Genomic DNA, 23,416 nt, shown 5'->3' on the forward strand with positions numbered 1-23,416 from the left:
CAGCGTGCTAGAGATGTCTCCGCCTGCCGGCGCATTCCGTTAATTCTTTCGTCTTAACCGGCCATCAGGCTGATCACCAGCGCGTTCGCAATGTCGATGACGAACCCGCACACCAGGGGCACCACAATGAACGCCTCGCGCGCAGCGCCATGCTCCCGAGTGACCGCCGTCATGTTGGCGATGGCGGTGGCGGTAGATCCCAGCGCGATTCCGCCGAAACCGGCGCACATCACTGCGGCTTGGTAATCCCTGCCCATTGCCCGAAAAACGATCAGAAAAACGAATGCGATGACCAGGATGATCTGCACCAGCATTGCCACGGTGATGAAGGCAAGTACAGGCTGCAGCTCCCAGAGTCTGAGGCCCATCAGCGCCATGGTCAGAAACAGGCCCAATGACATGTCGGAGATCAAAGCGATGCCCGGCTGCATGCTCGGCCAGTTCCATAGACGCCCGCGCCCACTCGGCCTCATCCAGTCGCCAATCATGCGCAGGAGAATGCCGGCCAGCAGGCAGCCCACAAAGGCGGGTAGCGTGACAGGGGTAAGCGCGACCAAGGCATTGACTCCGGAGCCCAACATCAAGGCGAAGTTGAGCCAGAGCAATGCCAATAGCACACCGTAGTAGTCCAGACGGGCATGCTGTTCATCGCTATGCAGCGTGCCAATCTCCAGTGTGCTGTCCCCGGAGGCTCGAAGTTGATATCTGCGCATGAGTAGGCTTGCGATCGGGCCACCGATGGTGCACGCCGCAATCAAGCCGATCATGTTCGCCGCCAACCCCAGTTCCTGCGCCTGAGCAATGCCGAGGGTTTGAACGAAGTAATCGGACCAGGCCAAGGTAGTGCCCACCCCGCCGGTCAGGGAAATGGACCCGACCATGAGTCCGGCGCGCGGATCCAGGCCGAATGCGCGTGCCGTCTCCATCCCAACGAGGTTCTGCAGCACCATGAAGCCGATGGCCAATCCCGACAGGATCAGCAAAGGCCGTCCACCATGGCGCAGCGTGCGAGCGTCGGTACTTAGGCCAATGGCGGCAAAAAAGTACAGCAGAAGCGCGTCTCGTGCTTCCAGATCGAAACTGACCGTGACCCCTATCCCGTAGTACAGGACGAAGACAACCAAGGCGCAGGCCAAGCCGCCCACCAAGGATTCCGGAATGCTGTAACGACGCAGAATGCCCGAACGCGCCACCAAGCCCTTGCCCACAAACAACAGCAGAATGGCGAGCGTGAAGCCATGGAAGGCATCGATCTTCATCGCACCTTCCCCCTGTCCAGGCAGGACAGCGCATGGCTGGCGGCGATCCATTCTTCGTTGGTGGGTTCGACTGCCACGATGACTTGGCTGTGGTCGGGGGAAATCGTCGCCGCGTCGCTGGCGTTGGCGTCAGTATCCAGGGCAACGCCAAGAAAACTCAGTGCCGCACAGACGCGCTCGCGAATGAAGGCGTTGTGTTCACCGACGCCCGCCGTGAACACGAGCATGTCCAGGCCGCCCAGAACAGCGACCAAGGCACCGATCTCGCGCACGATGCGACGCACGTAGAGGGCCAGCGCCAAACGCGCTCGCTCACCCGTTTCGCCTTCATCGTTCTCGTGCCGGACAATGATGCGCGGCTCGGCCGAGATGCCCGAAACGCCGAGCAGACCGGACTCGTGATAGAGAACACGCCCCACTTGTTCCAGTGAAAGCTTTTCGATCTCCATCAGGTAGAGCACGGCGCCTGGATCGAGCGCGCCGGTGCGGGTACCCATCATCAGGCCGTCAAGTGCGGAGAAACCCATGGTGGTGGCGACGCTCTGGAGCCCCTGCATGGCGCACAGGCTGGCGCCACTGCCCAAGTGGGCAACGATGGTGCGCCTGCGCGCCGCGTCGCCATGGCGCTCGGGCAAGGCCACCGCCATGTACGCATACGACAGGCCGTGAAATCCATACCGGCGTAGACCGCGCTCCCATGCGGCATAGGGCAACGGCAGAACCCGCTCGATCTTAGGGATGCTGTGATGGAAGCCGGTATCGAAGCAGGCCACCTGCGGCAGCTCCGGCCGTTCGCGCAGCAGGATATCGATGGCCTCCAGCGCGAATGGCTGGTGCAGTGGCGCGAGCGGGATGTATTCCTGCAAATCGGTGAGTACCTGGAGGTCCACGCGAACTGGCTCGAAATATTTACTGCCGCCGTGGACGATCCGATGAGCGACCGCACCGATCCGGCGGCCATCGAGTCGCTGACTGACTCGATCGCGGATGAGGCGCAATGCGGCGCGATATGGACGTGCCGTATCCAGTTCGATCGGGAACGGCGCAACCCCGGTCTCTCCGAAATCCGGATCGGCGCCGCCGATTCCCTGCACCTTGCCATTCCACAACGCCTGGCGAGGCAGTGGCGTGGCCGAGGGGTCGAACACGGCAAACTTGATGCTGGATGAACCGCAGTTCAGCACAAGGATCAGTCCGTGCTCGGGGCGCCAGGAGCGGGCCTTGGTCGCATCCATCATGTCGTCCTCTTTTTGCCCAGCCCCGGTGACGTCGCCACGGTGTTCGGGTATGCCTGCGCTCTCATCGTCGTCAGACTCAGCGCGCTGTGTAGCCGCCATCGGCGATGAGCTGGGTGCCCGCAAAGAAGCTGCTTCCTTCCGATAACAAAAACGCCACGGCATGGGCGATTTCGTCCGGGGTGCCCAGGCGACCGATCGGGTGCAGGCCGACGGCCTCCTGAAGGGCCGATTCACCCAGGAAATCCAGGATGGGCGTACGCACGTAACCAGGATGGATCGAGTTGATTCGGATCCCCTTGGCCGCATAAGCGAGCGCTGCCGACCGGGTCAGCCCGGTCACAGCATGCTTGGCTGCGACGTACGCGGGGTTCGCTGCATCGCCGACCACCCCCAGGATCGAAGAGACGTTGACGATGGCACCACCTCCTGAACGAAGGATCGCGGGAATCTGATAGCGCAGGCCATAGAACACGCCGTTCAGGTTGACATCAATCACCCGGCTCCAGGCGGCAGGGTCCAGTTCGCCCACTGGGCTCTGGTCGCCACTGATACCGGCGTTGTTGACCGCGAAATGAAGGTCGCCAAACGTATCGACCGCGCAGGCCACAGCAGCCTGAACCTGGTCGATGCTTGCCACGTCGGCCACATTGGCCACGGCTTGGCCGCCATCGGTGTCGATGAGCTTGGCGACGCGCTCGGCATTGTCGGCACTGACATCCGAGACGACGACACTCAAGCCGTTACTCGCAAGAAGTCGCGCGATGGCCTCGCCAATGCCGGATCCTGCACCGGTTACCAGGGCTACGCGGCCAGAAAATGAGTACTTCATAGTGTTTCCTCCAATGGGGTGGATACGTTGCTGATAAGTCGATTCACGGGGGTGACAGCCGATAGTGGTGCGCCAGCATCAGTGCAATCGCGCATGAGGCGATGCGTGTATCGCGCGAGTCGGCGCGGCTGGTCAGAATGACCGGCACTTTCGCTCCGAGGACGATTCCGGCGCTGGCTGCGCCGCCCAGGAATATCAACTGCTTGGCAAGCATGTTGCCGCTCTCCAAGTCAGGCACGACAAGGATGTCGGCCTGCCCGGCGACCTCGGAGACGATCCCCTTGGTACGCGCAGCGGCGATGGAGATCGCGTTGTCGAAGGCCAACGGCCCGTCGAGCAGGCCGCCAGTGATCTGGCCGCGATCGGCCATCTTGCACAGCGCCGCCGCGTCGAGCGTGGCCGTCATCGTCGGGCTGACCGTCTCGACTGCGGCCAGGATTGCGACCTTGGGTTCGCGCACGCCGATCACCTGCGCCAGCTCGATGGCGTTGCGGATGATGTCTGCCTTCTGTTCCAGAGTCGGGGCGATATTGATCGCTGCATCGGTGACGATGAACGGGCGCGGATAGGCCGGTGTCTGCAACAGGAAGCAATGGCTGACCCGGCGCTTGGTGCGCAACCCCGCTGCTGCCGAAACCAGCGCGGACATCAGCTCGTCGGTGTGCAGGCTCCCTTTCATCAGGGCTTCGACTTCACCTGCGGCTGCCAAGGCGACGGCTTGCTGCGCAGCGGCGTGGCTGTGCCGGACGTCCACAATGGCGACGTCGGCCAGATCCAGCCCGGCCTCGGTGGCGACTGCTTCGAGCCGCCCTCGTGGCCCGACCAGCACCGGCTCGATCAACCCCGCGTGGCGCGCTTCAAGCGCAGCGGACAGGCTGGGGACATCGCACGGATGGACGACGGCTACCCGAATCGGTTGCAAGTGCGCGACATGCGCCAGCAGGTGCTGCAGGCCTGTGCGGCCCTGCGCATCCGGATGGATTTCCGGCAACGCCGTGCGCGTTCTTTCAATGCGCTCAGTGGGCGCTACGACCTCTACCTGGCCTTGGAAAATCGCCACCCCCTCCTGGCTGGTGCAGGTGCAGTCCAGCGTGACGTGATGGGTGGCCGTGTCCTTGCTGCTCACCTGCATCTGCACGGTCAGCCTGTCGCCGGGCCGAACGGCTCCGAGCAAGCGCAGGTTCTGGCTGACATATTGGGTTCCAGGCCCCGGCAGGCGTGTTCCCAGCACAGCCGAGATCAGGACGTTTGCACAAATGGCCTCCGTGGTGTCCCGCGAGGGCGAAGACACCGAAGATTCCGGATCCACATCGCCCGATTGCAGCGCGAACATGTGGATGTCTTGCGGCGAAAACGCGCGTTCGAGGCTGGCGCTGTCGCCGATGGCGATCTCGTCGAAGGTGCGGTTGCGCAGAACCTGCAATGCGTCGGCGGCGCCATCGACCGGTGCGGAGGACGTCGTCATTTGCCTTTCCCTCGCCGTGTTTGACTTGTCCGCGGGGCGGCTGGCGTCTTGGACACAGTTTTCTGCGCAGCAGTTTTCTTCTGAGGCGCCTTAGGCTTTGGAGAGGATGTCTTGGAGGTCGTGTTTATGGCCGGAGCGGAGGTGTCACTGGCGGAGCTCGGCATGGCTGGCGCCGCATTCGCATCCTCGACCGCAGCGGATGTGCCACTGGCAGAGCGTGGCATGGCGGTTGTCGACTTCGCGTCCACGACCGTAGCGGAGGTATCAGTGGCGGGACTTGTCACGGCGGGCGCCGAAGCCGCCTGCGCTTGGCGCTCGGCCTGCTCGAACAAGGTAGAAACCTGTTCCAGCCTGGCTTGTTCTTGTGCGGACAGCACACCGCCGCTGCCAATCACTTGCACGATCATTCCCGCCACCTGGCGGATGTCATCGGGCGCTATGCCGTTGAGCAATCCGGGGATGGCGGACACCGTGGCGTCCTCGTCGAGCCTCATGAGCAAAGCCTGCCGACGAACGAGGTGGCGAAAGACCTGCATGTCGAAGTCGTTTGCCAAATGGGGGCGCGCGACTTCCTCTGCGTGCCGGAAGTGCCGCCCGTCGGCCTCGCCACGCGCTGCAAGCACAAAGAACAGCGCCCGTATGGAGGCTTCGGTGATCCCGCCGCTGTGAATATCCGCTTCGAGCCGTGTCAACTCTTGCGCCAGATACTGGCGATACTCGGGCGTCTCGCTGGGATGGGGTCGCGGCGGTGCATCGTCGTGCAGGCTCTGTCCAGTCATGGCCTGCACCAGCGGCAGGCTGTACAGCGTGTCAAACGCCTGTGCGTAGATCTGGTCGCGGCAATCACGGAATTGATCCAGCATCTGTTCGACGGCGGCGGAAAACTGCGCCTGCAGTTGCAGGAAAGGGTTGGCCTCGGAGACGGGCTGACGATGGTCGCGCACATGTTGCGCAGCCTCATGTACTGCGGCGGCGAGCGGATGCCTGTCAGACCACAATTCATAGCCCATGCGCAGCGGATGCAGCGGCTCCAGCCACTTCGCACCCTGGTCCGTGACCAGGGCACGCATCCATGGCTGCACGAAGCTGCGGTAGCAAGCCAGGTTGACCTCGGAGATCCGCGCAACGGCGGCGAACCGGCGATCGTTCTCAGGGTCGGGACGGACGATCTCACGGACTTCATCGATGTTGCTGCGCTGGATCCGAGTCAGGTAGGCGTTCCCGGTCGGCTCGCCTTCCTGCGACCCGTCGGGATTTTCATCGACCTGCATGCGGTGGATACCGGCCGGCAGCACGTCGATGACGTCGATGTTGGCGGCGAACTCCTGGTGCTCTTTGCGCCCGACGCTGCCGGAGACGAAGATACCCAGATGCCCGATGCTGTCATGGGTGGCGTAGACGATGGTCTGGTCATGCCCCATCACGTCCAGATCGTTGCGGTACAGATCGGTGATCCAGCCCAGGGCCTGGGGCGGTGGCGTGATGTTGTCCCCATAGGAGCAGAACACCACGATCGGCGAGCGAATATTGCGCAGGTCGATGCGCACGCCATCAGACGTCACCAGCTGCGCCGTACTCAGTTTGTTGCCGATGAACAGGTTATCGACGATGTACTGCATTTCCACGTCATTCAGGAAGACGTGGCCGCCCCAATACTTCTCGAACTGCAGGTGGCGCGGGCCCTCCGTGTCGACCTTGGCGTACAAGTTGTACTGTTTGCTCCACAGCGTATTGGCCGGGTCCAGGTTCTCGAAGTTCTGTACCAGCCAGGCGCCGTCGAAGCGGCCGGCGCCCAGATCGCTGGTCAATGCCGTCAACCAGCTACCGCCGGTCAGACCGCCCGCGTAGCGCATCGGCATGTCGCCCGCCCAGTACGACAGCGGCGCACCGGCCACGATGATCGGTCCGAACAGTTCGGGCCAGACGGCGGCTGCCATCAGGATCTGCCAGCCTGCCTGGCAATTGCCGATGACCGCAGGCTTGCCGCGGCTGTCGGGGTGCAGCTCGCCGACCTTGCGCACGAAGGCCGCTTCGGCGCGCATGACGTCTTCGACGGTCTGGCCGGGAACGGGATCGGGCAGAAAGCCTACGAAGTAGCAGGGATGGCCAGCCTTGAGGGCCGCGCCGACCTCGCTATCGGGTTTGAAGCCGCCGATGCCTGGGCCGTGGCCCGCGCGTGGATCGACCACCACGAACGGTCGCTTGTGGGGATCGCTCGGCGTGTCGGCTGGCGGCAGGATACGTACGAGGCCATAGTTGACCGGCTGCGGAAGGTCCAGCCCGGACATGATGACCTCAGAGGCGAAGTCGAGTACGTTCGGCGTCTGCTCCTGCAAATGCTCCTGGTACTGGTTGCCGCGTTGGCGGCGAACGTCGGCATACAGAATGGACCGCTGCCAGGCATCCACTGCATACTCGTTTGCCATCGCCGATAGTCGCAACGGGTCCCACAGCAACTGCCCCCAATCGGCCGTTGGTGATGTCGTGGTGTCTTGATTCATGGCGATGGGCACTCCGTCTATGATGAAACTGAAAAATTGAATGGAAAGGGGCCGCAGGCACATCGTCTTGCCGGCCCTTCCTCACTCAGTACATGTGCTGGCCACCATTCATCGACGCATTGCTGCCGGTCATGAACCCCGCAGACTCGCTGGCGATGAATGCAACCAGTGCGGCGATTTCCTCAGGCCGTCCCAGACGACCCACGGGAATACCGGCAACCACCTGCTTGACCACTTCCTCCGACATGCTCGTCACCATCTTCGTATCCAGATACCCCGGCGAGACGGTGTTGACTGTCACACCCTTGCGCGCCACCTCCTGCGCGAGGGCTTTGGTGAATCCATGCATCCCGGCTTTCGCGGCGGAGTAGTTGGTTTGGCCGAACTGCCCCTTCGAGCCGTTGATGGAGGAGATGTTGATGATCCTGCCCCAGCCCCTTTCGAGCATGCCGTCAATGAATGGCCGAGTGACGTTGAATACAGAATCGAGATTGACGCGCAGGACCGCATCCCAATCGGCGTAGCTCAGCTTGCGGAACGTAGCATCACGCGTGATGCCCGCGTTGTTGACCAGAATGTCGATGTGGTGACCGTCTGCTTGAATGAGGCCGGCCAGCTCCTGGCAGGAGGCATGGTCGGCCACATCCGCGCCGTAGGCGATGAAGTTGTAACCTTCACCCGCCTGGGCTTCCAACCACGCGCCGATGCTGGCATTGCCTGGCGAGTGGACGACGATCACGGTATGGCCAGCATCGTGTAAGGCCCGGGCGATGGCCTCGCCCAGGCCACCGTTGCCGCCCGTGACCAGGGCGGTGCGTTGTTCAGCCGGCATTGCGGCCACCGGTCTTGCCCGGTGCCTCCTTGTCCTGTGCCGAGGCCCACACGGCTCCCCACTGTTTGAAAATATCCTGGAACGGGAGTACCGCATCGCCCTGGCCTACGGCCTGCGTAACCGATTTCTGCCAGTCTTGAATGGCTTTTTGCAGGCCTTGGGTGAAGGTTGTCTGGTTCTTGATCGCGACTTGTGTCAGCGCCTGCGCGCCGCCCACGTGGTGCTGAAACTGACGCCAGAAGGTTTGTGCGGGCAGCGTGGCCAGTTCCTGCCAGTTCTCCGCCTTAAGCAGGCTTTCGATTTCCGCGCCGGACTCGGCAATGCCGTCTTTGCCCGCGCGCGCGGCGTTCTCCAGCCATTGCTGGCCGTTTTCCTGCATCAGGCGTTGGAGGCGCAGCTGCAGTTCCAGGTTCGCCTTGAACAGGTTGGGAGGGATGGTTTCATTGCTCATGGTCAAACTCCTTACTGGGTTGAGTGCCCACTCGGGCGGTCAAACGATCAGGCCATCTGGCCGATCGTTCTGCGAAAGCGTGCTAACGACAGGAAAAACAGCACCGTGCCGATCAGGGCCAGCGCCAGGAAGGGCTGCCATACCGTCTCCAGGCCAGCGCCCCGGTAGAGGATGGCCTGGCTCAGCTCCACGAAATGGGTGGTGGGTGCGATCAGCATGATGTTCTGCACGATCTCGGGCATGCTCTCGCGCGGGGTAGACCCACCCGAAAGCATCTGCAGCGGCATGATGGTGAGCATCATCAACATGCCGAATTGGGGCATGTTGCGCGCCAGGGTGGCGATGAAGATGCCCATCGAGGTGGTGGCGAACAGACTGAGCGCCGCGCCAGCGAAGAACAGCGCAATGGAACCCTCGACGGGAACGCCCAGGACGCCGCGCACCATGAGATTGAGGGACAGGAAGGAGGCGATCAGCACGACCAGGGCCATCGACCAGACCTTGGAGAGCATGATCTGCGCGGGCGTGACCGGCATCACCAGCAGGTGCTCGATGGTGCCGTGCTCGCGCTCCCGGATCAGCGCCGCGCCGGTCAGGATGATGGACAACAGCGTGATGTGGTTGATGATCTGCACCACCGAGCCGAACCAGGCCTTGTCGAGCGCGGGGTTGAAGCGGGCGCGCAATGCCAGATCCACGGGTGGCGCGTCGGTGCCGCGGTAACGCTTGACGAACTCATTGACTTCACCGGTGAAGATCTGCTGGATATAGCCACTGCCGGTGAAGGCCTGGCTCATGCGGGTGGCGTCGACATTGAGCTGCGCGGCGGGCGATCGCCCCGCCAGCACGTCACGCTGGAAGTTGGGCGGAATGACCAGGGCGAAGGTGTACAGCCCCGCATCCATGCCCGGGTCCACGTCCCCATAGTCGATCATGGCCGGTGGCGTGAACTGCGGCGGGTAGAAGGCCGAGGCAATCCGCTGGGACAGCGCCGAATTATCCTCGTCGACGATGGCGATGGGCGCGTTGTGCAGCGTCTCCGGCATGGACGTGGCCGAGGTGTAGACCGACGCGGTGAACACATAGACGATGAGTACGAGCATCATCGGATCACGCCAAAGGCTCCACAGCTCCTTGACACCGAGGTCGTAGATGTTGGCAACGTTTCTTCCGCTCATCTCAGCGCTCCTGCTTCTTGAGTAGCAAAACGGCCGCACCGAGAATCACCGGAACCGACAGCAGCATCGACCACAACGGCCCCGCCAGATCGGCCAGGCCGAGCGCTTTGCTGAACACGCCACGGCTGATGGAGATCATGTGCGTGGCGGGGTAGATCTCGCCGATGAACTTGCTGGAGCCTTCAAGCGAGGACACGGGATCGATCAGGCCGGCGAACTGGGTGGCCGGAATGATGGTGCCGATCATGGCAAAGAACATGGCGGCGATCTGGCTGCGCGTGACGGCCGAGGCCAGCAGCCCCATGCCTGTCGCGGCGAAGGAGAAGATCAGCGCGGCCAGCGACAGGGTGAAGAAGCTGCCCGTGACCGGCACACCGAAGACGGTGACCGCGAGCAGGCTCATCAGCAGGAAGTTCACCATGGCCAGACCGACATAGGGCAGTTGCTTGCCAAGCAGGAACTCGATGCGCGTGACCGGCGTCACGTACAGATTGGTGATCGACCCGGTTTCTTTCTCGCGCACCACCGCCAGCGCAGTCAGCATGGCCGGCAGCATGAGCAGCAGCAGAGGGATCACCGCCGGCACCATGGCTGGCAGACTCTTGACATCGGGGTTGTAGCGAAAGCGCGTCTCGACGCTCGCATTGCCTGCGGCGCTGGCGCCGCTGCGTTCGCTGGCCTGTACGAGTAGCCAGTGCTGGTGCATGCCTTGAACGTAGCCCTGCACGGTTTCCGCGCGTTGCGGCATGGCGCCGTCGAGCCAGGCGCCGATCTGCACGTTCTGGCCCCGCAACACGTCGCGGCTGAAGCCAGGGGGGATCTCAATGGCCAGCGACAGTTCGCCGCTACGCATCCGCCGGTCGAGATCGTCGTAGTCTATGATCGGCGCGTGCTCGGTGAAGTAGCGCGAGCCGGCCAGGTTCAGCGTGTAGCTCTGGCTGAGCGTGGTCTGGTCGCGATCGAGTACCGCATAGCTCAGGTCCTCGACGTCCATGGTGATGCCGAAGCCGATCACGAACATCAGCAGCAGCGAACCGCCCAGCGCCAGCGTGGCGCGTACCGGGTCCCGCTGCAATTCCAGCGTCTCGCGCCACAGATAGCTGAACATTCGCTGCAGACTGAAACCGCCAGAGCCGTGCCCGCCGTGTTCAGCGGGCGCCGCCGATGGTTGCTCCTCGTGATCGGCGGCCCCGGGCTGGCTGGCCGGCGCCGCCGTGCCGCCCTCGGCTTCGACGAGGTAGCCGATGAAGGCCTCTTCAAGGGTTTTGGCGCCGCGCTTCTCGACCAGTCTGGCGGGCACGTCGCTGTCGAGCACCTTGCCCGCATGCATCATCGACATGCGGTCGCAGCGCTCTGCCTCGTTCATGAAGTGGGTGGAAATGAAGACCGTCACCCGGTCACGCCGCGACAGCTCGATGAGCAGTCGCCAGAACGCATCGCGCGCCACCGGGTCGACGCCCGAAGTCGGTTCGTCCAGAATCAGCAGTTCTGGCTTGTGCACCATGGCGACCGCCAGCGACAGGCGTTGGCGTATGCCCAGAGGCAGACTGGCCGGCAGGCTGTCGATGACGTCCACCAGCCCGAAGCGCTCCACCATCTCATCGACGCGAGCAGGAATGTCCTCCGGGGACACACTGAAGAGCTTGGCGTGCAACTCCAGGTTCTGGCGTACCGTGATTTCGCTGTAGAGCGAGAACGCTTGGGACATGTAGCCGACGCGGCGGCGGGTGTCCAGATCATGCGGGTTCACTTCATGGCCGAACAGCCAGGCCCGACCCTCGCTCGCCGGCAACAGGCCGGTAAGCATCTTCATCGTCGTGGACTTGCCGCACCCGTTGGAGCCGAGGAAGCCGAAGATTTCACCGCGCCGGATGCGGAAGGACACGCTATCGACGGCAACGAAGTCGCCAAAGCGCATGGTCAGCCCCTCGGCCTCGATGGCGATATCGTCCGCGCCGCCATCCGACAAGGGGGGAATGACTACCGCTTGGTGTCCGCGCTTTTTCTCTTCCGGGAGCAGGCGGATGAATGCCTCTTCCAGGTTCGGGCTGCCTGTTCTTGCCAGCAATTCCTTCGGCGTGCCGGTGGCGAGGACCTTGCCGTCGTCGATGGCGGCCAGCCAGTCGAAGCGCTGGGCCTCATCCATGTAGGCCGTGGCCACAATCACGCTCATGCCGGGGCGATCGGCGCGGATACGGTCAATCAGATCCCAGAACTGCGCGCGCGCCAGCGGGTCCACGCCAGTCGTCGGCTCATCGAGAATCAGAAAATCCGGGTCATGAATCAGCGCGCAGCACAGGCCGAGTTTTTGCTTCATGCCCCCGGACAGCTTGCCTGCCGGGCGCTCCAGGAATTTGAACAGGCCAGTGGCCTGGGTGAGCTCATCGATCCGCTGGCGGCGCTCTGCGGCGCCATGACCGAACAGGCGCGCGAAGAATTGCAGATTCTCCTCGACCGAGAGCGTCGGGTACAGGTTCCTGCCCAGCCCCTGCGGCATGTAGGCGATGCGCGGGCACACTTTATTGCGATGGGCCTTGCTGGCCATGTCGCCACCCAGCACCTCGACCGTGCCCTCCTGGATGATGCGCACACCCGCCAGCAATGAGAGCAGACTGGATTTGCCCACGCCGTCGGGGCCGATCAGGCCGACCATCCGTCCGGCGGGAATGTCCAGATCGATGCCATCCAGGGCGATGACGTCGCCGTAACGCAAGCGCACCTGACGGACGCTTGCAACGGTCGTGGGCTGCGCACTCGCACTGTGGCTCATACCTTACTCCGGCACGCGAACGGAGAGGTTTTGAGGCCACTCGGCATTGGCGTCGAGTTTGATCCAGGCCACGCCGGGCAACCCGGTCTTGACCTGATTGAGGTGCTCACGCAGCAACTCCTGCGAAATCTGCGCACGCACGCGAAACATCAGTTTCTGCCGTTCGCTGGCGGTTTCCACCGTTTTGGGGGTGAACTGCGCCGCGCTGGCGACGAAGGAAACGGTGGCTGGTATCACGTACTCCGGCGCGGCATCCAGAACGATGCGTACCTCGGAGCCGAGCCCGACACGCCCGGCCACGGTCTCGGGCAAGAAGAAGGTGAGGTATACGTCCGACAGGTCGATCAGGTTCAAGACACGTCCGCCCGAACCCAGCACCTCGCCGGGTTGCGCCACGCGCACCTGCACCCGACCGTCACGCGGCGAGCGCAGTTCGCTGTCGCGGATATCGGCTTCGATGCGATTGATACTGGCCGTGGCAGCGGACACGCTGGACCTTGCGCCGACCAACTGCGCTTTGGCGGCCTCGACCGCGGCGCGGGCAGCGGCGGTCTGTGCTTTGCTGGCCGCGAGCGTCGCCTGTGCGCCCCGCACGCGCGCCCGGTCATCGTCCAATTCTTGTATCGAGGCGGCGCCTTCTTGGGACAATGTCTGCGAACGTTTCAGCCGCCGTTGCGCGGCATCGAGCTCCGACTCGCGCTGACCGACGAGTGCCTGCGCCGCAACCACGTCGGCTTCACGCAGCGCCACCTGGGCCTGTGCTGCGGTCACAGAATGCTCGGCCTGTTCACGCATGGCGAAGGCTTCGTCGCGCTGCGCCTCAAGCGTTTCCAGTTGCATCCTGGCCAGTGGCTGGCCCGCTGCGACGAAATCGCCTTCACGTACGAGGATGTCTTCGATACGTCCGGGAAGCTTGGTGGCGATGTCGATCTCGGTGGCTTCGATGCGGCCATTGCCGTTGACGAATCCTTCGCCGGGGCCGGTGTCGGCAAATTTCGTCCAGCCCCACCAGGCCAGCGCGATAACAACCGCTGCAGCGGCAGCGACCAGGAGTTTTTTCTTGAGAGAGGGTGAGACAGTCATAGGTTCGGCGTGCCTTAACGGGTTAATGGCGTGGGAGCGGGCGTCGAGGTTGCACCCTGGGTTTCGTCGGTTGCAGCGAGGGTGCCGCCGCCGAGCGCGGCATACAGCGCCACCTGGCTGGACAGCAGCGCACGGCGCGCCTGTACCAGCTGTTGTCCGGCATCCAGCAGATCGCGTTGGGCGTCCAGCACCTCCAGGAAAGCGGCCGAACCGTTGTCGTAGCGCAACTGGGCCAGCCGGGCGCGTTCGCTTTGTGCTTCCAGATTGGCCCGCTGGATCGTCAATTGCTCAGCCAGCCAGTACTTGGCGCTCAGTGCATCAGCCACCTCGCGGAAGGCCGTTTGAATGGTTTTCTCGTATCCGGCGACGGCGATGTCGCGGCGCACCTCGCTCAGTTCCAAGTTTGCGCGCCGCCGCCCGCCATCGAAGATGGGCAGCGACAAGGTAGGCATGAAGGTCCAGGCGCGGCTGCCGGAATCGAACAGGCCGTCAAGATCGGAACTGGCCGTGCCGAAGCTGCCGGTCAGCGCAATGCGCGGCAAGAACGCCGCACGGGCCGCGCCGATGTTGGCATCGCCGGCACGCAATTGGTGTTCGGCGGAAATGATGTCCGGGCGACTGACCAGCAGCTCCGAGGGCAGGCCGGCCCGGAGTTCGGCCAGCACCGTTGTTTCATCGAAGGGTGCCTTGGTGGGCAGCGGGCCAGGATCGGCACCTACCAGCAGTGCCAGCGCGTGCAGTTGCGTGGCGCGTGCTTGCTCAAGCTGGGTTAGCAGCGCCTGAGCCTGGTTCAGCAAAGTTTGGACTTGAGTGAGGTCCAGCTTCGAGGTCGAGCCGACTTCAACGCGGCGCCGGAAAATGCGATAGGACTCCTCGCGGGTCGCGACGGTTTGACGGGCGATAGCCACGCGTTCGTCTATCTCGCGCAAGCCAAGATAACCGTCGGCCACCTGGGCGATTAGCGCCAGGTGGACGGCCTGGCGGGCCGCGTCGGAAGCCAGCCAGCTTTGCAGGGCGGCGTCTTCCAGGTTGCGGACCCGGCCCCACAGATCCAGCTCCCAGGTGCTCAAACCCACCTCGGCCCGATATTCGCCGCCCACCTGCGACCGGCCCGACATGTTCAGATCGCCAGGGACGCGGGCGCGTCCACCCTGGGCACCCACGCCCACGGCAGGAAATCGATCCGAGCGCTGAATGCGGAATGCGGCGCTGGCTTCCTCGACACGCAGCGCGGCCAGGCGCAGATCGCGGTTGTTCTCCAGCGCGGTCTCGATGAGGCGTTGCAGCAAAGGGTCCGTGAAGTAGGCCTGCCAGGCAAGTTCTCCCGCGTGGGCGCCGTCGGTGCCTGATCCAAGATGCGCAGGCCAGGCTTCGGGCACGGGCAGCGGCGGGGTGTCTGGCGCCGGAGCGAGCGACATGCAGCCGGTCAAGACGACGGCGCTCAGGGCCAACGAGGCAGTGCGCAAGCTGAACGCAGGAAACAACAGGGAAGCTGGGGGCATGGTCACGTTCCGTACGGGTATCGGGCTGAAGAGGGTCTGGTTGCAGAGGAGGGGATAGCTGCCACCCACGCAATGCGGAGTTCGTGGCCGATGTCCGCAGGCCTTCTTTTCCTGCTTGCAAGTGCTGTCAAGTCCACTTCATCTCCTTGTTGATATGTGCATCCCCGTGTCCCCTGGCTGGTTGATTAGGTGCTCTTCCTGTGTCACATCCCGATGTGCCGGGTTCGTTCGCGCCTCTGAGTTGGCTTGCATCGTGAAATTTGAAAACAAACGACTGGACGGTTATTTTTAATTATACGTTACAATCCGGGAACCGCAATCAGCGGGCTCGTCGGTCATTGACGCAGATCAATTCGAGCTGCCGGCTTGGGTTCAAGGAAGGCCCTGATTTCTGGTAGAGCCGGTGACCGGCCCGTGGGAACACCCCTCAGATCTTTGAACAGAGCCTTTGAATGCTACCCAAGAAAGATGACGCGCCCGACAAGCGCCGCTACCTGTCCTCTGCCGCCAGAAAAGAAGAAATACTCGACGCGGCCTTGGTCGAATTCGCGGATCGGACGTACAACGCCGTGTCAATGGAGCGCCTGGCGGAATGCGCAGGCTTGTCCAAGGCTGGCATCTACGCCCACTTCAAAAGCAAGGAAGAAATTTTTCATGCCTTGCTCGAACGTACGACAAAGCAGATTTGCGATTTCCAGGGCTGGCTCCCGGATGAAGATCTGACGTTGCCAGAGCTGGTAGATGTCTACCTGGATCGCCTATACGCGACCTTTAGCTCCCCTGCCACGATGTCGATTTACCGGCTGCTTCTGGCCGAAAGCGCCAGAACACCAGAGCTGGTGCAGCGTTGGCACAACGAAGTTGCGCACGGACTGAAAGAGCGGACGCAGCTCATCATCCAACGCAACATAGAACGGGGCATCATTCGTCCGGGCGTCTTGACCGAGCACTTTTTCCCGCTGTCACTCGCTCCCGCACTGCTATGGCTGAGCTCGTCAATGCTATCCAGGGGCAACCCTTCCATAGCGCTGGTGCAGTTACAGGATGCGCATCGGCAACTGCTGCTTGAGCTTTTGGAGCCTCGATGAGCAAGGTGACGCAAAAAGTCAGGCACCTCCCCATGCGCCTGGTGATCGGCATTGCGGTGCTATTGCTGACTGCGTGGGGCGCCCTGGCCCTGTGGCACCAGATGCCGCAACATCCAGGGGCTCGCTGGATCGCCACTCTGGCGTGGTCTGCCTCGGGGCTGTCCGTCGCGGTGTCGCTGGCAGGCCTGCTTGAAAGACGGACACGCAGGATTGCCGGATTCGTGTTCGGGGCCGCAACGGCAGCCCTGCTCATGTGGTGGGGAGCGCTGCAGCCATCACACCAACGCGCATGGGCTGACGATGTCGCCCAGTTGCTGGAGGCCGGAATCGACGGCAGCCACGTTCACCTGAAAAATGTACGCAACTTCGAGTGGCGCAGCGAAACCGACTACACCCCGCAGTGGGAGAACCGCACATATGATCTGGACCGCTTGCGCAGTGCCGACCTGGTACTTTCCTACTGGATGGGGCCGTACATTGCGCACACACTGGTGTCGTTCGGCTTCGACGGTGGCGAGCGGGTAGTGTTCTCACTGGAAATACGCAAGGAGCGCCACGAGTCCTTCTCGGCGGTCGGCGGATTCTTCCGTCAGTTCGAGCAGATCCTGGTAGCCGCCGATGAGCGCGACATTGTGCGTACGCGCAGCAATGCGCGAGGCGAGGACGTTTATCTCTATCGGTTGCAGATGAGTCAGGCGAATGTCCGCGCGTTGTTTCTGGAGTATCTGCACGCGGCCAATGAACTGCGGCGCGCACCACGCTTTTACAACACACTGACCAGTAACTGCACGACCATCGTATTCGAGCTGGCTCGGCTCATTGCGCCCGCATTACCGATGGACTATCGCCTGCTGCTGTCCGGACACTTTGCGGAATATATCTATGACCTGCACGGATTGACGCCCGGCCATCGCTACGCAGAACTGCAGGCACTGGGACACATCAACGAACGCGCACTGGCCTCTGACGCATCAGGGGGCGACTTCTCGATGTCGATTCGACAAGGTGTGCCCGGCGTGCCGGCCGACGAGGTATCTCCATGAGGTTCCAGCAGTCTTGTCGCATGGCAGTGTGGCTCGTCATTGCCCCGCTGTTGCTGGGGGGCTGCTCGATCCTGCGTGAGTTCGGCCCAGTGGTTGAAGTTCATACACTGGATGCGGGCGAGGCCATCGAACTCAAGCGCGGCGATATCCTGACACGCGGCAAGCTCAGCGATGCGACGACCCAGACCATCAGGGTGGCGGCATTGGATGCGCAGGCTTGCGCAAAACCGATCTCAGCGGATTGCGTCGAGGCCCTGGCCGCCGTGACCGGCGTTGCCACGGATCGACGCCTGGCTGCACTGTCCGAACTGTGGCTGGCGCAGGCGCAGGCCATGAAGCCCGGGTCCGAGCAGCAAGCCGCCTGGCTTGAGACCATTCGCTATGCCTATGCCTACCTCTTCCTCGGCGACCATACCCCGGGAGAGCGAGCCTTCGAGGATCGCCAGACACAAGTACGGGATTGGTATAACTATGCGGTCGAACGTGCCGCCACCGGGATGTTTGAAGTTCGGCAACAAATGTCTACGCAGTTGCCAGCGCAGACCCGCTGGAACATTGCAGGCTGGGAGCTGCAGCTGGATATGCGCAGCGCGCGCTTGCCGGTGCCAGCCGAACTCCTGCCAGTCTCGTCCCTGTCTTTCCGCGGACTGCGCAGCCTCTACCGGCGCGACGGTTTCGGCGCCGAGCTGGTGGCAGTCATGCCGGACGAACCCCTGACTTCCGCCCCCACCCGGGATGGCCGTCCAGCGGCCAAACGCAACCAGCAGCCTCCACCCTGGAGCGAGATGCCTGCGCCGTCCATGACGGTTCTGCTGCACCCGGACGGAGACGACCTGGACAGCGTGCTGCATACCCGCACTGGTCGCTTGACGGTGCATGACCCCTATGTGGAGTCGGCCATCATGCTGCGAGGGCAGCGCGTACCGCTGGCGGCCAATTTCACGGCCGGCTATGGCGTATGGTTGGCTCGTGCCAAGTTCAACCGGCAGTCGCTGCGCAGCCTGCTTGGGCGCGAGGGTGGCATTGACCGCCCGCACGTCTACCTGATGCAGCCCTACGATCCGAACCGACGGATCATCGTCATGCTGCACGGATTGGCCAGCAGCCCGGAAGCCTGGGTGGAGCTCGCCAACGAAATCCTGGGCGATGAGGCGCTGCGCCAGCATTACCAGATCTGGCAGGTCTACTACCCGACCAATATGCCGATCGCATTGAACCACGCGATGATTCGCAGAGCGCTTGAAAATACGCTGGCGCATTTCGATTCTTCCGGACAGGCGCCGGCATCGTCCGACCTCGTGCTGGTGGGGCATAGCATGGGCGGCGTCATCGCACGGTTGATGGTGTCGTCAACCGATCAGTCGCTGGTGCAGTTGGCTGCGACTCACAGTCGGCTGACGCCGCAGCAGATCAAGCGCATAGATCCGATGTTGCGCTTCGAGCCCTTCCCGCATGTCAGTCGCGCGATCTTCATCGCAGCACCGCACCGAGGCACGACGGTCGCAGGTGGACGCCTGGGGCGCTGGATGGCGGGGTTCATTCGCTTCCCCGTTACGGTGCTTGAAGAACTCGCCCACACGCTGGTGCCCGATGCGGCTGCCAGCAGCCATGAAAGCCTGGGGCATATCCCCAATAGCGTCGACAATCTCGACGAAAACGATCCATTCGTGCGCACGGCTGCGGACTTTCCCATCTCTACCCAGGTGCGCTATCACTCGATCGTGGCCCAGGCCAATGCCGAAGTGGCCCTCGCTGATTCCGATGATGGTCTCGTGCCTTACCGCAGCGCTCATCTTCCCGGGGCGCAATCCGAGAAAATCATCATTTCAGGACACAGCGTGCAACAGAGCGCGGCGGCAGTGCTGGAAATCCAGCGCATTCTGAGAGAGGACATTGCTCTGCGGGAAGCGCATTTCATGCAGCCATAGACAACTGCCATCTGCTGTACGCAGCCGAGCTGATTTGAGCAAGCTTCTATCTTTCAGATGGGCGTAGTGCACTCCTCTGTAATGCGTAGGTCGTAGGTTCGATTCCTATTTCCGGCACCAGATTTAAGCTAACAAGCTGTAAGAAAGTATCGAAAAATCAAGGCTCTTCCCCATAAACGGGGGACGGGCACTCATCACACTCGGTTAATCACACCGTTCCAACCGCACAGGGCCAAGACCCGCATGCGGTAATTCTCAAAATTCCTAAAGCCAAACGCTCGGCGCGAAATCATTTCCATTTTCGTGTGGAACCCTTCGGTGATCCCGTTCGATTTGGAGAAACGCCACATCCCGACAATGGGCTCCAACCACGATGTTAACGTAGCGGCCAACGTCTTGGCCGGACTGTTGGCAAACTGCTCAATCAGAGCCAGGAACCGTGGCAACAGTTTCTGGGCCCGCTGCCGGTTCAGTGTCTTAAGCAGCAGAAAGCGCATCAGCCGCTGCTTGGCCCGATACAGCGCCTTGAGCACCGGGTATTGCTCGAGGTACTGGGCCAGGCGCTGGCGCTGCTCAGCGCTCAGATTCCAAGCATGCCGGCGCATCAAACTGAGCAGCCCCCGGTGCTTGCGGCCCTCGGGATCGTGCTGTTGCCACAGCTTCAGAAAGTGCTGGTTGACCAGCCGCACCACATGAAAGCGATCGGCCACGATCTTGGCGTTGGGGAAGTACTGGCGCACGATCTGGCGGTAGGTCTCGGACAGATCCATGACCACCACCTTGACCTGCTCGCGCCCGGGCAGGCGGCTTAAATAACGGCGCAAGCTGGGCTCGGAGCGCCCCAGCACCACATCAAACACCTTGTGGTTCTTCAGATCCACCAGCGTGGTGGCGTAACCCTTTTTACGGCTGAAAAAATGCTCGTCAATGCCCAGCACTTGCGGACAACTGCGGCCTGAGAGCTCCGAGACCCGTTGCTTTACAAAGGATTGGTACCAGCGCTCGACCGTGGCGCTGCCCAGGCCGTGCGTCACCGTCAACTGACGCTGACTGACCCCACCCTCGTGCGCTTCAAACACCTCCAGGCGATACGTCTCGGTCGAACGCAGCCGCGGGCGGATACCGGCAAAGCGGTGGCGAAAATACCGATTGCAATCGGTGCAGTGGTACTTGGGCACACTCAGGTGCAGCACCATCAACTGGTTGCCCTGGCGCGTGTGCTTGAGCGTGCGCGGGTGCGTCGCTTTAATGCGCACCGACGCCGCTTGGCAATGCAGGCACACCGGACGCTTGGCCGGCCTGGCCCAGACATGAATATCTCGGCGCCGCTCCACGCGTTCAATTGTTAACTCTTTTAGCCCTAAGATAAAATCTACTGGGGACATCGGCATTCGCTCCATTAAGCTCGTTCTTCGCAAAAACAAGTTTAATGAATGCTGATCGTCCCCCCTTTATGATGTAGAGCCAAAATCAAGGGGTTGGCCGGGTTCCCGTCCAGCCCCTTTTTTCATGCCCTCCCGGTCCGTCCCGGTGTTAGTGCCGACCCAAAACTGACCATCTGGGGGTGCGGACGAAAACTTGGACTACCAGGAGGTAGTTCATGTATTCCTACGAAGATCGAATTCGAGCGGTTGAGCTCTATATCAAGCTGGGCAGGCGCGTCAGGCCCACGATCCGCCAGCTGGGTTATCCAACAAAGAATTCTCTGAAGGGCTGGTACAACGAATACCAGCAGAAGCTCGACTTGCCAGCGGGCTATGCGGGCCGGAGACCCAAGTTCTCGAAGGAACAGAAGGCGGCAGCTATCGAGCATTACCTCGCTCACGACCGCTGCATTGCGGCCACCATGAGGGCACTGGGCTACCCCTGCAGAGGGACGCTAACCGCTTGGATTCGCGAGGCCCTTCCTGAAGCCAGAAGGCGTGTCGTCGGCAGTACGGTGCGACGAAGGTATTCCGGGGAGCTGATGCAAGCAGGAGTCATGGAACTCTGCACTCGCGAGGAAAGTGCCCAGGCTGTAGCCGACAAGTTCGGCGTGTGCCGGCCAACGCTGTACAACTGGAAGAACCAACTTCTGGGACGTGAAGCACCCGCATCCATGAAACGTACCAATCCATCTTCGCCTTCGCAGGAGCGCGATGAGCTCGAGCGCCAGGTTGAGTCCCTGCGCCGCGAAGTCAGGCAACTGCGCCTCGAGCAGGATCTTTTGAACAAGGCCAACGAACTGTTAAAAAAAGGCCTGGGCGTCGACCTGCAGCTCCTGTCCAACCGGGAGAAGACACTGCTGATTGACGCCCTCAGGGAGCACTATGGCCTGCCAGAGCTCCTTGCACAGTTGGATCTTGCGCGCAGTTCGTATTTCTATCACCGGGCCCGCGCAGCGGTGGGCGACAAGTACCTGAAGGTTCGGCAGTCCATCACCGACATCTTTGAGTCGAACCACCGCTGCTATGGCTATGCACGAGCGCCTTCGCATCATTGATGATGAGCTTGCGTAAAGCGATACCCTGGCGCAGCCACTCCATGAAATGCTCACCGGATGGCCGTGCGCTTAAGGGTGGCGGTGCAGCTATGGCCGTGGATACAGGCGACGTTGGCGAGGTCACAGCCATAGTCGGCATAGGAGCCTCGGAGCGTGCGGCAGATGTGTTGGCTGTATCGGCCTGCTCATTGTGAGAAACGTCGGGCGGATCGCCCATGCCTACCATAGCTAACATGTCTTCCATGGCATCGGGCATGGCCGGGGAAGCGGGCGGGGGAGCCTGGGCAGCGATGTCGCCGCTTTCCTCCCAACGCTTCGGCTCCTGACCCTCGGCGGCTGGCTTTGTCGCGATCGCGGCCGGGGGTACGAAAGCATCGGTATCTTTGGCTGCAGGCGCTACGTCGATTACCACGGTGCCAGCGAACGGTGTCGGCCGCTGGCCAGATTCCCAGATCAGCGCAGGAGCGATGCGCAGCAGCGTGAACGAGTGAGACCAGCCGCTGGGGCTGGTCACGGTCGCCCGCCAGACCGCCTTGTCGTCCGGTGTGGGCTGCAACATACCGTGGTCCTGCAGCACATTGAACACCGCCGTGTTGTTCGCCGGGATGCCATCGATGCCCTGGGATAGCAGGTGCGCACGCAGCTTGTCGGAGACCGTCTTGCTCACCAGCCACAGCGCGTCCTCGGTGAGCCAGCCATCGGAGGCCTCGGGCTGGTTCAGTTTCAACTCTTCCTTGAGCAGATAGCGCAGCCCGTCGAGTAGCTTGCGTTGCAGCGCATGCTTGGGTGCGGCCATGGCGCGCGCCGGATCGCCGCCCAGCTCCTGCGCTACCGAGGCACGGTCGGCTTGCACGACAAGCTCGCCCAGTATCCCGGCGTGCTCGTACTGGCCAGCCAGGACGTAGAGCAGCGGCGCCCATAGCGCCGGATAGCCACTGAGCCAGTCCAGGACTTGGCGGTCAAGCAGCTGGCGGTAGAGCAAGCCTGTCGCGGCACTGTGCAGGCGATACTCGCGATCGTCGCGGTAGCGGAAGCGGTACGGCTGGTGCAACGGGCCGTGCCAGGGATGCCAGGTGTTGCCGTCGGCCAGTTCGACGTGCAGATCGACCGCGATCTTGCCGATGTCGTGCAGCAGAGCGGCATAGGCGACGGCGGCCGTCCAGGCTTCGGCTTGCGCGGCCTGGTTCTCAGGGCTGGCGCCGATGGGCAGCAGATGGGACTGTCGCAGCTTGAGGCTATAGGCGACGATCTCCAGGCCGTGGTCCAGCATGCCGCCCGGGTAGGCATGGTGGTGGTTTTCGGAGGCGGGGAACTGCTGGACCAGCTCGGCGTAGCGCTCCAGCGGTGCGCGGTATAGGGTGGCGAACTGCCTGCGCGACAGCGACGTGCGCTGCCAGATGTGTTCCAGCAGTTTCTGCCGGCGCGGTGTTGCCAGCAGCGCTGCGGCGGCTTCTGGCCGCAGCAGCCCTTTCGGGAGATCGATGGCAGGTGCTGGCGACGGAGCGGGGGCGACAGAGACCCTTTTTCGCTGGAACAAGGAGAGCATGTAGGTGTCCTGTTGGCGGGCCGGCCGGGAGGCCTTTTCGCCTTTTCAGGTAGGGCCTTTCCCCTTGCGCCCCATTCCCTTGCCCTTTCGGCCCTTTGGCCTTTAACCATTTGGGTATAGGACGCCGGGCATCGATCGTCCATCGCCAATGCGGGGTGCGGGCGGTCGGATTGATGCATGAAGGCTCGCTATTCCCGGCCTACGATGGGCGATTCTTGGAC

General features: G+C 62.4%; 15 protein-coding genes and 2 pseudogenes. 4 read left to right on the top strand and 13 right to left on the bottom strand.

Annotated elements, in window-relative coordinates:
- Positions 1-53: 53 nt before the first annotated feature.
- The 11 genes from gltS to DFR37_RS16725 all read right to left on the bottom strand — a co-directional run bounded on the left by gltS (position 54) and on the right by DFR37_RS16725 (position 15,108).
- Entirely contained in the window at positions 54-1,259 is a 1,206-nt protein-coding gene (gene gltS, locus DFR37_RS16675; RefSeq protein WP_113934395.1) for a sodium/glutamate symporter, read from the bottom strand.
- A complete protein-coding gene (locus DFR37_RS16680; protein WP_113934413.1) occupies positions 1,256-2,497 on the bottom strand; it encodes an acetate/propionate family kinase in 1,242 nt (413 codons plus the stop codon). The genes gltS and DFR37_RS16680 overlap by 4 nt, the downstream gene beginning before the upstream one ends.
- Positions 2,498-2,573: 76 nt before the next feature.
- Positions 2,574-3,326 carry an SDR family NAD(P)-dependent oxidoreductase gene (locus DFR37_RS16685; RefSeq protein ID WP_113934396.1) on the bottom strand — a complete coding sequence of 251 codons (753 nt, stop codon included), beginning with the start codon at positions 3,324-3,326 and terminating at the stop codon, positions 2,574-2,576.
- A gap of 43 nt (positions 3,327-3,369) precedes the next feature.
- The gene (locus DFR37_RS16690) at positions 3,370-4,791 is read right to left on the bottom strand and encodes a bifunctional enoyl-CoA hydratase/phosphate acetyltransferase (RefSeq protein WP_113934397.1); all 1,422 of its coding nucleotides are present in this window, start codon (positions 4,789-4,791) and stop codon (positions 3,370-3,372) included.
- A complete protein-coding gene (locus DFR37_RS16695; RefSeq protein WP_113934414.1) occupies positions 4,788-7,292 on the bottom strand; it encodes a DUF3141 domain-containing protein in 2,505 nt (834 codons plus the stop codon). Before DFR37_RS16695 ends, DFR37_RS16690 begins: the two co-directional genes overlap by 4 nt.
- A gap of 85 nt (positions 7,293-7,377) precedes the next feature.
- Positions 7,378-8,124 carry an acetoacetyl-CoA reductase gene (gene phbB / locus DFR37_RS16700; RefSeq protein ID WP_003296527.1) on the bottom strand — a complete coding sequence of 249 codons (747 nt, stop codon included), beginning with the start codon at positions 8,122-8,124 and terminating at the stop codon, positions 7,378-7,380.
- Positions 8,114-8,575, bottom strand: coding sequence for a phasin family protein (locus DFR37_RS16705; RefSeq protein WP_003296526.1), 462 nt, complete (start codon positions 8,573-8,575; stop codon positions 8,114-8,116). The genes phbB and DFR37_RS16705 overlap by 11 nt, the downstream gene beginning before the upstream one ends.
- A 47-nt stretch (positions 8,576-8,622) precedes the next feature.
- On the bottom strand, positions 8,623-9,753 hold the full coding sequence (locus DFR37_RS16710) for an ABC transporter permease (RefSeq protein ID WP_113934398.1): 1,131 nt from the start codon (positions 9,751-9,753) through the stop codon (positions 8,623-8,625).
- A 1-nt stretch (position 9,754) separates the two neighbouring features.
- Positions 9,755-12,523 (bottom strand): ribosome-associated ATPase/putative transporter RbbA, encoded by a 2,769-nt coding sequence (rbbA, locus tag DFR37_RS16715; RefSeq protein ID WP_113934399.1) that lies wholly within the window; start codon positions 12,521-12,523, stop codon positions 9,755-9,757.
- Between the two features lie 3 nt (positions 12,524-12,526).
- On the bottom strand, positions 12,527-13,606 hold the full coding sequence (locus tag DFR37_RS16720; RefSeq protein ID WP_046482854.1) for an HlyD family secretion protein: 1,080 nt from the start codon (positions 13,604-13,606) through the stop codon (positions 12,527-12,529).
- 14 nt (positions 13,607-13,620) lie between these two features.
- Positions 13,621-15,108 (bottom strand): efflux transporter outer membrane subunit, encoded by a 1,488-nt coding sequence (locus DFR37_RS16725; RefSeq protein WP_113934400.1) that lies wholly within the window; start codon positions 15,106-15,108, stop codon positions 13,621-13,623.
- A gap of 452 nt (positions 15,109-15,560) precedes the next feature.
- On the opposite strand from DFR37_RS16725, the gene DFR37_RS16730 reads away from it, so the two are divergent.
- Genes DFR37_RS16730 through DFR37_RS16740 form a run of 3 tightly spaced genes read left to right on the top strand, consistent with a single transcriptional unit; the run spans position 15,561 to position 19,167 of the window.
- On the top strand, positions 15,561-16,196 hold the full coding sequence (locus tag DFR37_RS16730) for a TetR/AcrR family transcriptional regulator (RefSeq protein ID WP_113934401.1): 636 nt from the start codon (positions 15,561-15,563) through the stop codon (positions 16,194-16,196).
- The gene (locus DFR37_RS16735; protein ID WP_113934402.1) at positions 16,193-17,239 is read left to right on the top strand and encodes an Lnb N-terminal periplasmic domain-containing protein; all 1,047 of its coding nucleotides are present in this window, start codon (positions 16,193-16,195) and stop codon (positions 17,237-17,239) included. The genes DFR37_RS16730 and DFR37_RS16735 overlap by 4 nt, the downstream gene beginning before the upstream one ends.
- Positions 17,240-17,259: 20 nt before the next feature.
- On the top strand, positions 17,260-19,167 hold the full coding sequence (locus DFR37_RS16740) for an esterase/lipase family protein (RefSeq protein ID WP_242341885.1): 1,908 nt from the start codon (positions 17,260-17,262) through the stop codon (positions 19,165-19,167).
- A gap of 194 nt (positions 19,168-19,361) precedes the next feature.
- Here the strand turns inward: DFR37_RS16740 and DFR37_RS16745 are convergent, their stop codons facing one another.
- The gene (locus tag DFR37_RS16745) at positions 19,362-20,552 is read right to left on the bottom strand and encodes an ISL3 family transposase (protein WP_113934404.1); all 1,191 of its coding nucleotides are present in this window, start codon (positions 20,550-20,552) and stop codon (positions 19,362-19,364) included.
- A 215-nt stretch (positions 20,553-20,767) separates the two neighbouring features.
- Between DFR37_RS16745 and DFR37_RS16750 the strand changes: the two are divergent.
- Positions 20,768-21,631: pseudogene (locus tag DFR37_RS16750) on the top strand (transposase family protein); the annotation flags it as partial.
- Here the strand turns inward: DFR37_RS16750 and mobH are convergent.
- Positions 21,615-23,195: pseudogene (gene mobH, locus DFR37_RS16755) on the bottom strand (MobH family relaxase); the annotation flags it as partial. The pseudogenes DFR37_RS16750 and mobH overlap by 17 nt on opposite strands.
- Positions 23,196-23,416 lie beyond the last annotated feature (221 nt).

Source organism: Eoetvoesiella caeni, from assembly GCF_003315175.1.
GTDB lineage: Bacteria > Pseudomonadota > Gammaproteobacteria > Burkholderiales > Burkholderiaceae_B > Eoetvoesia > Eoetvoesia caeni.

What these genes read in the sequence shown, in the direction of transcription:
- gltS (WP_113934395.1), bottom strand. Translation starts at nt 1,259, where the DNA reads ATGAAGATCGATGCCTTCCATGGCTTCACGCTCGCCATTCTGCTGTTG.
- DFR37_RS16680 (WP_113934413.1), bottom strand. Translation starts at nt 2,497, where the DNA reads ATGATGGATGCGACCAAGGCCCGCTCCTGGCGCCCCGAGCACGGACTG.
- DFR37_RS16685 (WP_113934396.1), bottom strand. Translation starts at nt 3,326, where the DNA reads ATGAAGTACTCATTTTCTGGCCGCGTAGCCCTGGTAACCGGTGCAGGA.
- DFR37_RS16690 (WP_113934397.1), bottom strand. Translation starts at nt 4,791, where the DNA reads ATGACGACGTCCTCCGCACCGGTCGATGGCGCCGCCGACGCATTGCAG.
- DFR37_RS16695 (WP_113934414.1), bottom strand. Translation starts at nt 7,292, where the DNA reads ATGAATCAAGACACCACGACATCACCAACGGCCGATTGGGGGCAGTTG.
- phbB (WP_003296527.1), bottom strand. Translation starts at nt 8,124, where the DNA reads ATGCCGGCTGAACAACGCACCGCCCTGGTCACGGGCGGCAACGGTGGC.
- DFR37_RS16705 (WP_003296526.1), bottom strand. Translation starts at nt 8,575, where the DNA reads ATGAGCAATGAAACCATCCCTCCCAACCTGTTCAAGGCGAACCTGGAA.
- DFR37_RS16710 (WP_113934398.1), bottom strand. Translation starts at nt 9,753, where the DNA reads ATGAGCGGAAGAAACGTTGCCAACATCTACGACCTCGGTGTCAAGGAG.
- rbbA (WP_113934399.1), bottom strand. Translation starts at nt 12,523, where the DNA reads ATGAGCCACAGTGCGAGTGCGCAGCCCACGACCGTTGCAAGCGTCCGT.
- DFR37_RS16720 (WP_046482854.1), bottom strand. Translation starts at nt 13,606, where the DNA reads ATGACTGTCTCACCCTCTCTCAAGAAAAAACTCCTGGTCGCTGCCGCT.
- DFR37_RS16725 (WP_113934400.1), bottom strand. Translation starts at nt 15,108, where the DNA reads ATGCCCCCAGCTTCCCTGTTGTTTCCTGCGTTCAGCTTGCGCACTGCC.
- DFR37_RS16730 (WP_113934401.1), top strand. Translation starts at nt 15,561, where the DNA reads ATGCTACCCAAGAAAGATGACGCGCCCGACAAGCGCCGCTACCTGTCC.
- DFR37_RS16735 (WP_113934402.1), top strand. Translation starts at nt 16,193, where the DNA reads ATGAGCAAGGTGACGCAAAAAGTCAGGCACCTCCCCATGCGCCTGGTG.
- DFR37_RS16740 (WP_242341885.1), top strand. Translation starts at nt 17,260, where the DNA reads ATGGCAGTGTGGCTCGTCATTGCCCCGCTGTTGCTGGGGGGCTGCTCG.
- DFR37_RS16745 (WP_113934404.1), bottom strand. Translation starts at nt 20,552, where the DNA reads ATGTCCCCAGTAGATTTTATCTTAGGGCTAAAAGAGTTAACAATTGAA.